At 68.3% G+C, this 10,718-nt stretch carries 9 protein-coding genes; all 9 read left to right on the forward strand.

The features are described 5' to 3' along the window. Positions 1 to 1,329, forward strand: a 1,329-nt coding sequence (locus tag AC5RWT_RS29820) for an RDD family protein (RefSeq protein WP_494083361.1), incomplete at its 5' end; no start/stop codon positions are given. Next, entirely contained in the window at positions 1,326 to 2,165 is an 840-nt protein-coding gene (locus AC5RWT_RS29825) for a PP2C family protein-serine/threonine phosphatase (RefSeq protein ID WP_494083362.1), read from the forward strand. The genes AC5RWT_RS29820 and AC5RWT_RS29825, both read left to right, overlap by 4 nt. Further along, on the forward strand, positions 2,162 to 3,979 hold the full coding sequence (locus tag AC5RWT_RS29830) for an FHA domain-containing protein (RefSeq protein WP_494083363.1): 1,818 nt from the start codon (positions 2,162 to 2,164) through the stop codon (positions 3,977 to 3,979). The genes AC5RWT_RS29825 and AC5RWT_RS29830 overlap by 4 nt, the downstream gene beginning before the upstream one ends. After that, positions 3,976 to 5,496, forward strand: coding sequence for a serine/threonine-protein kinase (locus AC5RWT_RS29835; RefSeq protein ID WP_494083364.1), 1,521 nt, complete (start codon positions 3,976 to 3,978; stop codon positions 5,494 to 5,496). Before AC5RWT_RS29830 ends, AC5RWT_RS29835 begins: the two co-directional genes overlap by 4 nt. A 76-nt stretch (positions 5,497 to 5,572) precedes the next feature. Then, the gene (locus AC5RWT_RS29840; RefSeq protein WP_494083365.1) at positions 5,573 to 6,274 is read left to right on the forward strand and encodes a hypothetical protein; all 702 of its coding nucleotides are present in this window, start codon (positions 5,573 to 5,575) and stop codon (positions 6,272 to 6,274) included. A gap of 77 nt (positions 6,275 to 6,351) precedes the next feature. Next, positions 6,352 to 8,526 carry an NAD-dependent DNA ligase LigA gene (ligA, locus tag AC5RWT_RS29845; protein ID WP_494083366.1) on the forward strand — a complete coding sequence of 725 codons (2,175 nt, stop codon included), beginning with the start codon at positions 6,352 to 6,354 and terminating at the stop codon, positions 8,524 to 8,526. Next, positions 8,523 to 9,011 carry a DUF2087 domain-containing protein gene (locus AC5RWT_RS29850; protein WP_494083367.1) on the forward strand — a complete coding sequence of 163 codons (489 nt, stop codon included), beginning with the start codon at positions 8,523 to 8,525 and terminating at the stop codon, positions 9,009 to 9,011. Before ligA ends, AC5RWT_RS29850 begins: the two co-directional genes overlap by 4 nt. Positions 9,012 to 9,441: 430 nt before the next feature. Continuing rightward, positions 9,442 to 10,185 (forward strand): hypothetical protein, encoded by a 744-nt coding sequence (locus tag AC5RWT_RS29855; RefSeq protein ID WP_494083368.1) that lies wholly within the window; start codon positions 9,442 to 9,444, stop codon positions 10,183 to 10,185. Positions 10,186 to 10,381: 196 nt separating this feature from the next. Continuing rightward, the coding region (locus AC5RWT_RS29860) for a GNAT family N-acetyltransferase (RefSeq protein ID WP_494083369.1) at positions 10,382 to 10,718 on the forward strand (337 nt) is incomplete at its 3' end.

Here is a 10,718-nt window from a genome sequence, read left to right on the forward strand (position 1 = left end):
CGGGAGCAGCACGTGGCAGCAAGACTGAATCTGGTCAGCGCCCCGGTCGGCAAACGGCTGGGGGCGTGGCTGATCGACAAGATTCCGCCGACCGTGCTGATGCTGGCCGCCTACGCCGCCAGCGTTCCGGCCGTGATGGACGCAGCGGCGTCCGGCGGCACCTCTGCGGCAGCCTCGGCGATGGGCGCAATGTTCCTCTGGGCCGGGCTGGCGTCGCTGGTGTCGCTGGCCTACACCATCTGGCTCTGGGGCTGGGAGGCCACCGCCGGCAAGACTCCCGGTAACCTTCTGCTGGGCCTGCGCACTTCCAACGAAGACGGCCATGCCCCAGGTTGGGGGGCCATTTTCCTGCGCGGTCTGATCATCGCCGTCGGCGGGCTGGCGTTTGCGGTCGGCGCCGTCGTGGTGGTGATCTCCAACCTCTGGGACCGCAACCACAAGCGTCAGGGCTGGCATGACAAAGTGGCCAAGACCCTGGTGCTGGACGTGGCGCAGGGCCGCGACCCGCTGGCCACCGGCGGCCTGTACGGGCCCGCGGCTTTCGTGCCGGAGGGCACGGACGCCAACGTCGGTTTTGCCGGCGCGGCACCGGCCGGGCAGCAGCATCGGCCGTCCCTGGACGCGCCGGCGGCGGAGACTTCCCGGCTCATTTCGGCGATCCCCGGATTCACCGCCGAGCCGGCCCCGGACTCACTGGCCTCACCGGCAGCGCCGGCGGTTCCCGCAGGCCGAGCTGTGTCAGTGGCTTCGCCCGCTGCAGTTGCTGTTGACCACCCGGGCGCGCCGGAGGCATCGCCGTCGCACGCATTGGGAGACGGTCACCCGGGCACCTGGGAGGCATCGCCGTCGCACGCAGCGGGAGACGGTCACCCGGGCACCTGGGAGGCACCGCCGTCGCACGCTGCGGTGGCGACGGGTGCAGCAGGGGAAGCGGATCGGCGCAGCCATCCAGACGAAGAGCACGCTGCCACGCGGGTCCGCACCGAAGATGCACCGGCAGGTCCAATCACCATTACCTTCGACGACGGGCGCGACGTGGAACTTGAAACGACGGCCCTCATTGGGCGCAACCCGGCCGCGGCCGAAGGCGAAGACATTGAACAACTGATCGATTTCGCGGACATGGGACGCTCGGTCTCCAAGACGCATCTGATGCTGCGCGTCGAGGGCGGCACCGTCTGGGTCACCGACCGCAACTCCACCAACGGCACCGCGGTGACCGGCGTTGACGGTGTCCGCCGGCAATTGGCACCTGGAGATCCTGCGGCCGCGCAGCCGGGCGCGACGGTCGAGTTCGGTGACCGCAGCTTCACCATCGGGCGAGCATGAACACTGACGCGGGAACCGGCCCCATCCGGCTCGAGGTCGGCGCTGGCACCGACCGTGGCCTGCGGCGGAAGCTGAACGAGGACGCGTACCTGGCCGATGGGACGCTGTTCGTGGTCGCCGACGGAATGGGCGGACACGAGGCAGGCGAAGTGGCCAGCCGCATTTGTGTGGAGACCATGCACGACTACGTGGCCAGCCACGAACTGGGCGCGCACGAGCTGGAACAGTTGATCTCCCGGGCGGATGCACGGATCAGGACCGCGGCGGCTTCCCGGGCGGGTACGACCGTCTCCGGTGCTGCGCTGGTCTCCGAACGCGGCGTGCCCTACTGGTTGGTGTTCAATGTTGGCGATTCGCGCACCTACCGGCTGAACCACGGCAAACTCGAACAAATCAGCGTGGACCACTCCGAAGTGCAGGAACTGCTCGAGGCCGGACAAATCACGGCTCAGGAGGCCCTGGTGCACCCGCGCCGGCACGTCATCACCCGGGCACTGGGCACCGGAGAAGACAACCAGCCGGACTTTTGGATGGTGCCGGTGGAACCAGGGGACCGAATCATGATCTGTTCCGACGGGTTGACCTCGGAGGTCAGCAACGACCACATGTACACCATCCTGACCTCCCTGACCCGTCCGCAGGACGCCGTGGATTCCTTGATCCAGGCAGCGCTGCGCTCCGGCGGGCGGGACAACATCACCGTGATTGTCGTCGACGCCGTCGGTCCCGCGGGCTCCGTCGAGGACGCCTCCACCGCGCCGCGGCAGGAGGATACGACCACCCTTCCCCGGCTGGCGGCCCCCGGGCAGGCAGGCGCCGAGGGGGACGCTGAATGACGGGCCTGGCTTACAGTCCGGGCCGTTGGCTTGGACTGGCCAGTGGCCGGACAGCGGTGCTCCTTGAACCGGGGGCTTCCGAGGACCTGGTGCTTCAGCTCTGGCGGGCCTTGGAGGCCGGCGCCCCGCTCGAAACCCTGCTGGGTACCATCGTTTCCGGCTGCGGGGCCGACCTGTCCGCCATGCCGCAGTTTGGCGTTGTCTGCTGTAAGGACGGCGTCCATGCGGTGCTCCGGGGTGACGTGGTGGTGTCCACCGAGGCCGACGGGAAGCATTTGAGCGGGCGCGGCGTCTCCAGTTGGACGGAAGGGCGGTTAGCGGCGGACAGCGTGCTTATCGCCACCGGTTCCGAGGAATCCAACCGGTCCGCACCCCAGGGGCCGTGGCTGCCGCTGCGTGCCGGCGCGGTGCAGCTCGGAACCCTTCGGGTGGGTCCGGCCCTCGCCGCCGGGCCAGCCCGCCCCAAGAATTCGGTTGGATCGACGCGGCCGGGCGGCGGAGCGGAGCCTGCGCTGGCTCCGGTTGCCGGGTCTGCACTGGCCGAGCCGAGGCTTGGCGAGCCTGCCGCGGCCGAGTGGCCGGCGAACCGGATGTCCGGACCCCGGGCCGGTTCCGACGTGGCCGATTCGAACGTGGCCGATTCCGACGTGGCCGATTCCGACCTGGCCGATTCGAACGTGGCCGAGTTGCCCGCTTTCGACGCGGTCGTTTCGGACGTGGCCGAGTTGCCCGACGACCTGGAAATGACCAGCATCTATGCGCCGGAGGACGACTCCGAGCGCGCCGGTGACCCCGGCGAACGAGTGCCCGCAGACGAGCCGATGGCCGGCGGCCGCGCCGAACCCGGGATCCCGGCAGCCGATGACGGCTTGGACCAGACGGTGGTGCACCCAGCCGCGCAGCAGGCCAACCGTCCGGCAACGCCGCGGCCCGCAGCTAGAGAGGCGGCCCGGAACGGTGGCGCTGCACGCGCGGTTCCGTCAGCAGACCGACCGGCCGGGAAACCTGCCCAACCGCTGGATTTGATCAACGCTGTTCCCTGGCTGACGCCGTCCGCCTCCGCCCGGGCCGCGGCGGCAGCATCGGCTCCAGTGGCGGCGGTGGAAGCGGTGCAGGGATCCCAGCCTGCAGCTGCGGTCAACCGCGGGCATCAACAGGCCAGCCACCCTGCCGGACCCGCCACGGATGATCGTGCTCAGGACGCGCACAGCGGCCCCGGCGGTGACCGCGCCGGGAACCACAGCGGCTACGACGGCGACCATGACGGGCAGACGCTGATGCGCCGCGACCTGCCCCATGTGCCGGCCGCCCCCGCCGCTGCGCCGTCGCCGCCGTCGTCGGTCTCGCCGAGCACCGCGCCCATGGTGCTGGCCAGGTCGTGCCGGCACGGTCATGCCAACCCGCCGACCAGTTCCGCATGTTCCGTGTGCGGGGGAGTGCTGAACGAGGACGCGCAGGAGGTCCAGCGCCCCTCCCTCGGTCACCTGCGGTTGTCCACCGGAGAGGTGGTGGAACTGGACAGGCCGGTGATCATCGGCCGGCAGCCGTCCGCCAACCGGGTCCAGGGCAGCGTGATGCCGCGCCTCGTATCGGTGCACAGTGCCAGCGGGGATATTTCGCGCTCGCACGTGGAAGTCAGGCTGGAAGGATGGCACGTGATTCTGGCGGACCTGAAGTCCACCAACGGGACCGTGCTGTTTCGCGGGCAGCAAGCGCCGCGCCGGCTGGGCCACGGGGAGGCAGTCATGCTGCTGGACGGGGACATCGCCGACCTGGGCGACGGCATCTGCCTGCGCTTTGAGGGCCTGCCGTGAGCGTCAAGCGCCCCCCGGCTCCGCCGCCGGCCATTGACGGGTACCGTTACGTCAGGCTGCTGGGCTCCGGCGGCTTTTCCGATGTCTACCTCTACGAACAGGACCGGCCCAAGCGCCGGGTGGCAGTCAAGGTACTGCTCTCCGACCTGAAGACCGAGGATGCCCGCCGCCGCTTCGAATCCGAAGCGAACCTCATGGCGCAATTGTCCACGCACCCGTTCATCGTCACGATCTACGAGGCCAACCTCACCGCCGACGGACATTCCTATCTGGCGATGGAGTACTGCTCCCGGCCAAGCCTGGACGTCCGGTACCGCAAGGGCCCGCTGGGTGTGGACGAGGTGTTGGCCCTCGGCATCCAGGTGGCCTCGGCCGTGGAGACTGCCCACCGGGCGGGAATCGCCCACCGTGACATCAAACCCGCCAACATCCTGGTGACCGACTACAACCGGCCCGCCCTGACCGACTTCGGGATCTCGTCCAGCACCGACGGCGCACACGACGACGCCGGGATGTCCATCCCGTGGTCCCCGCCGGAAGCCTTCCAGGGCAACGCCGGCAATGGCACCCGTAGCGATATCTGGTCGCTGGGAGCGACGGTCTATACCCTGCTGGCCGGGCGGTCGCCCTTCATCCAGCCCGGTGGGAACAATTCCCAGCGGGAACTGATGGACCGGATTGCCCATGCGCCGCTGCCCCCGTTGCGGCGCGCCGACGTGCCCGGATCGCTGGAACTGGCCTTGGCGACGGCGATGGCCAAGTCACCGACCTCACGGTCCACATCGGCGTATGCCTTTGCGCTGGCCCTGCAGCGGGTCCAGACGGAACTGAACCTTTCGGTGACGCCGTTCGAGGTGTTGGAGGAAGCGCCGTCGGCCGCCGCCAGTGACAGCGACGACGACGGCGAGGCCACGCGCGTCCGCGGAGTCGTTTCCATCGACCCCACCGCGGCGCCAACAGCCACCCGCTCCGCCTTCCCGGAGCGCACGGCACCGATGCCCGCCGGGGTCGCGGGACCGCGCCTGGAACTGGAGCCGGATTCCGCCACCGTGCTGCGGGATTCCGAACAGGACGACTGGACCGGTTCCGACGGCGCAACACCTCGCCGTCGCTGGGCCTGGGCGGCCGGGACGGCCGCCGCGGCGGCAGCGGTCGCCGGTGCCGCCTTCGTGATGAGCCAGCCGGAACCCGACGCCGCGGTGGCCGAAACGCCTGTTAGCCGGCCGCCGGCCAACGCCGTGGAAGGCTTGTCCGGCAATGTCGTACCGCCCGAGGACCTGGATGGGCGGGTCCGAGGCGGCGAGGCCGTCTTTAGCTGGACCAATCCCGACCCGCGTGACGGCGACTTGTTCATCTGGACACCGGTCACCGCGCTGGGCCAGGGGGAGTCCCAACGTACCGACGAACCGGAGGCTACGCTGCCGTTGGCGGACAACGACCGCACCTGCATTGAAGTGGTCGTGGTGCGGGCCAACGGCCGCGCCTCGGATCCTGTGCGCGGCTGCGCCGACGCCTAGCTGCGGCAGAATAGGGTTGCAAACGGCTTTGTGAAACGATCAACTCGATTCGTGCGGCGATACAAGGGGGATTCCGGTGGCGGACGTGAGCATTGAGTTCTGCGGCGAATGGTATGAAGCCAAGAACGATGAGGTGTTCACCATTGGGCGTGAAGGCGATCTGGAGATCGATGACAACCCCTACCTGCACCGCAAGTTTTTGCAGATCGCCCACTACGACGGCATCTGGTGGCTGGCCAACGTGGGCTCCCTGATCTCCGCCACCATCGCCGATTACACCGGAGGGATGCAGGCATGGCTGGCACCGGGGGCGCGGATCCCGATGGTCTTTAGCCAGACAAACATCGTTTTCACTGCCGGGCCCACCACCTACGAGCTGTCGGTCCACGTGAAGACGCCGTCGTTCCGCCAAGAGCACCGGGACACGGACGCGGTGGGCGAGACCACGATCGGCCCGGTGGTGTTCACCGACTCGCAAAAGGCCCTGATCCTGGCCCTGGCCGAACCCATGCTCAAGCGCGACGGCACCGGACTGAGCTCGATTCCCTCGTCCTCGCAGGCGGCTGCCCGGCTGGGCTGGCCGCTGACCAAGTTCAACCGCAAGCTGGACAACGTCTGCGACAAACTGGACCGGGTGGGCGTCGCCGGACTGCGCGGGGGCGGCGGAAAGCTTGCCACCAACCGGCGCGCGCGGCTGGTCGAGCACGCCGTGACCTCGCACTTGGTGACCGCAGCCGACCTGCCGCTGCTCGACGAATTGCCCGACGCGGAAGACTAAGCCGCTGCCGGTCCGGCGCGGGCGGGCAGCGATCCGCCGTCGTCGCCTGAACCGCGCTTCTGCGGCAAGATAGTCAGGTGAGCACAGTCGAAACCCCTGCCAGCGGGATCCCGAGTGAGACAATCCGCAACGAATACGAGCAGCTGACCGAGGACGTCCGTAAGTACCGTTACGCGTACTACAACGAGGACACCCCGCTTGTCTCGGACGCCGAATTTGACGCTCTGTACCGGCGGCTGGAGGAGATCGAGGCGCTGCACCCGGAGTTGGTGGCCAATGACTCGCCCACCCAGGAGGTTGGCGGCGAGGTTTCAGCCGCCTTCGCTCCGGTTGAACACCTGCAGCGCATGTACTCGCTGGAGGACGTTTTCTCGCTGGACGAGCTCAAGGCCTGGGTGGACCGGGCCTCCGCGTCGGTGGATAGCCTGGGCAACGGCAGGAACCTGCGCTGGCTCAGCGAAGTCAAAATCGACGGGCTGGCGGTGAACCTGCTCTACCGCAACGGCGAACTGATCCGGGCGGCTACCCGGGGCGACGGCACCACCGGCGAAGACATCACGCACAACGCGCTGACCATTGCGGAGATCCCGCGCCGGCTCACCGGTGACAACATCCCCGCCGAAATGGAGATCCGCGGCGAAATTTTCATCCCCACCAAGGATTTCCTGGCCCTGAACGAGCGGATGGTCGAAGCGGGCAAAGCCCCGTTTGCCAATCCGCGGAACTCTGCCGCCGGGTCGCTGCGGCAAAAGGACCCGAAGGTGACGGCGGAGCGGCCGCTGCACATGTTCGTCCACGGCATCGGCGCCCGCGAAGGTCTCGTCGCGGAGAGCCAGTCGGAAACCTACGCGCTGCTGCGCGAGTGGGGACTGCCCACCAGCCCCTACTTCAAAGTCGTGGACAGCTACGACGAGGTGCTGGACTTCATCGAACACTACGGCGAACACCGCCACGACCTGCTGCACGAGATCGACGGCATCGTCATCAAGGTGGACGACTTCGGGCTGCAGCGCGCGCTCGGCCACACTTCCCGGGTGCCGCGCTGGTCCGTGGCCTACAAATACCCGCCCGAAGAAGTCCACACGAAGCTCCTGGACATCCGGGTCAACGTGGGCCGCACCGGCCGGGTCACCCCATACGGAGTCATGGAGCCGGTGAAGGTGGCCGGTTCCACTGTGGAGATGGCGACCCTGCACAACCAGGACGTGGTCAAGGCCAAGGGCGTGAAGATCGGCGACATTGTGGTGCTTCGCAAGGCCGGCGACGTCATCCCCGAGATTGTGGGCCCGGTGATTGCCCTGCGGGATGCACAGGATCCGCCGGTGCGCGATTTCGTGATGCCCACCGACTGCCCCTCGTGCGGCACCCCGCTGGCTCCGGGCAAGGAAGGCGACGTTGATCTGCGCTGCCCGAATGCCAAGTCCTGCCCGGCGCAGTTGACCGAGCGGGTGGCCCATCTGGCCGGCCGCGGTGCTTTCGATATCGAGGCGCTGGGCTATGAGGCCGCCTTCGCGCTGACCCGGCCAGCCGAACCTGAACAGCCTCCCCTCACCAACGAGGCCGGGATCTTCAGCCTTACCCCCGAAGACCTGGCCGACGTCCGGATCCGGCGCGAAAAGAAGGTCAAGGGCGTGCCCACGGGCGAGACGGAGTTGGTGCCATACTTCTACACCAAAGCCGCCGCCAAGAAGCCCTCGGTCCCCACGGCCAACACCAGGAAGCTGTTCGAGGAACTGGAGAAAGCCAAGTCGCAGCCGCTCTGGCGCGTGCTGGTGGCTTTGTCGATCCGGCACGTTGGTCCCACCGCTTCACGGGCGTTGGCCACGGCGTTCGGGTCGATGGACGCCATCCGCGCCGCCAGCGAAGACCAGTTGGCGCACGTGGACGGGGTGGGCCCCACCATCGCGGCCGCGCTGAAAGAGTGGTTCGCCGAGGACTGGCATGCGGAGATTGTGGACGCGTGGGCGGCCGCGGGGGTGCGGATGGCCGACGACGTGGACGAAAGCATGCCGCGCACACTGGAGGGGCTGACCGTGGTGGTCACCGGGACGCTACCGAACTTCAGCCGCGACGAAGCCAAGGAAGCGATCATCATCCGCGGCGGCAAGGCCTCCGGCTCCGTCTCGAAGAACACCAGCTATGTGGTGGCCGGCGAGAATGCGGGAACCAAACTGGACAAGGCCGAATCCCTGGGACTGACGGTGCTTGACGAGGACGGGTTCCGCCGGCTGCTGGAAACCGGCACGGCGTGACGGGGGAGAAGCCGGCACCGCCCAGCTGGCAGCGGATCCTCTCCACGCTGGCCAGCCAGCGGCTGCGAGAACTGTATGCGGCACTGGTGCTGGGTCAACAGCCGGAGATGTCCGCCAAGGAACGGCAGAAGCTGCTCGCTTCCGGCCTGGTGATGGACGACGGCGGTGCCCTCACGGTCGACCCGGACGTCTTCAAGGCAACACTGGTTGCGGCCCGGCCGCCGGAACGGGCCGGGCCCGAACGCTTCCTGGCCAACGGGCTGCTGGTGCTGCCAGCCCGCGCCTCCGACCGGCTGGAACTGCTCGGCTACATCCGGGACCGCGTCACCGGCGGTGATGAGGTCATGGCCGAAAAGGAGCTGAACGCCAAACTGGCCGTCTTCACTCCCGACGTGCCGATGCTCCGCCGCGCCCTGGTTGACTACGGCTTCCTGGAACGGGAGCGGGACGGCAGCGCGTACCGCCGCCCCGACCGGCCTCGTTAGCCGCGATGCTGCCGCAGCCCCGGCCGTGCAGTTCCAAACCGCCACCAGCCGCTTCTCGAAACGGGCCGTAATCCTGCACAACAGCGTCGCTAAGCGCCGGTTTCGACGTTTTCCGCCGGTTTCGACGATAAGGACCGGTTTCGATGGGCGGCAGTTCCAAACCGCCACCGCTCGCTTCCCGAAGCGGGCCGTAATCCTGCACAACAGCGTCGCTTAGCGCCGGTTTCGACGTTTTCTGCCGGTTTCGCCGATGAGGACCGGTTTCGATGGGCGGCAGCTCCACACCGCCGCCAGCTTCAGGTTTCCGGCCCTGCACGCATGCAGCCGGGGCGCCGGTCGTTTCCACCAACTCGGACCGCTTTGATGGCCCCCTGCGACAAAACAGTGACTGCCGTCACGTGCGATGGGATGATGGACGTGTGAGGCGGCTGTGAACGAGTTTTTTGCCGACGGATTCCCCTGGTGGTTCATCTGGGTTGGCTTCGCCGTGGTCTCCGGCCTGGGGCAGCGCGCCAAGGCCAGCAGTCGGCGGCAAGGGAGAGGCTGGGCTGGTGGACAGCGCCGCGAAACTGCCAGGTCCGAGGCAGCCCGGCGGGAAGCCGACCGCCGGACCGCCGCCGCTGCGGCCGAACAGCAGCGCCTTCGCGACACCGCGGCGGTGATGGCCGACCACGACGCGGTGAACGCGCGCTGGCTGGACTACGAGCTGGATGTGGCCAAGCTGATTGACTTCCCGATGATGTCCGACGTCCGCGAACCGCTCACGGTGGCGTTCCTGCGTGCCAAGCGCATGGCCGACGGGTTGCGGCCGGTCACTCCGGAAGAAGTAGCGACAGACGAGAGGTTGCGCGAATACCGCGAGTCGGTGCGGGCCTACGAGGTCGCCTTCGACATTGCCGAGCGCGAGGCTCGCCGAATCCAGGACCAGCACTTCAGCGGTCCCGAACGGCTGCGGCTGAACACCGCCCGCCGGCTGCTGACCATCGCGGTGGACCGGGCCGCCACCCCCGCCGAACGGCAATTGGCCTACTCGCGGGCCCGCAAAGAACTTGACGGCCTGTTGGCGCTCCCCGCCGAGGCCCTCGCCGCCCTGCAGCGGCGGGTCCACCCGGAATTGCTCCCGCCAGTGTCCAACCCAGTGACCGGGCCGAAGTACCGTGGCCAGCCCGGCTGAGGCTGCCGCCACGTGCCCGGCCGCGAACCGGCGCCGGGATCAGGCGTAGCGGGGGATTGCCCGGCGCCGGGATCAGGCGTAGCGGGAACTGCCCGTCGCCGGCGCATTGGCGCGCACGGCCCGCGGTGCGCGAAACTAGTCAGGCAAGCCCCGCCGTCGTACGTTCCCTGATCCTGCAAGGACACCTCCCAAGCACATGCACATCACCATCCGCCCCGCCACCGCAGCAGATTACGACGACGTGGAGCGCCTGACGCGCGAGGCGTACCTGGCCGCGGGGTATTTCCCGGCTGCGGACCACCCCTATCTGGTCCATGTCTCCGACGTGGCCCACCGGGCAGAACATGCGGAAATCTGGGTGGCCGAGCGGGACGGGAAAGTTGCCGGGGCAGTGACCCTTGCCCGCGCCGGCGAAAAGTATGCCGACATCGCCCGGGACGGCGAACTGGAGTTCAGGATGCTGGCCGTGGATCCGGGGCTGCAGCGCTCCGGGGTGGGCCGGGCACTCGTAGAGGCGATCGTGGCGCATGCCC

The organism is Arthrobacter sp. Dra40 (genome assembly GCF_059091905.1).

Coding starts and splice junctions, on each gene's coding strand:
- AC5RWT_RS29830 (WP_494083363.1), top strand. CDS start 2,162: ATGACGGGCCTGGCTTACAGTCCGGGCCGTTGGCTTGGACTGGCCAGT.
- AC5RWT_RS29825 (WP_494083362.1), top strand. CDS start 1,326: ATGAACACTGACGCGGGAACCGGCCCCATCCGGCTCGAGGTCGGCGCT.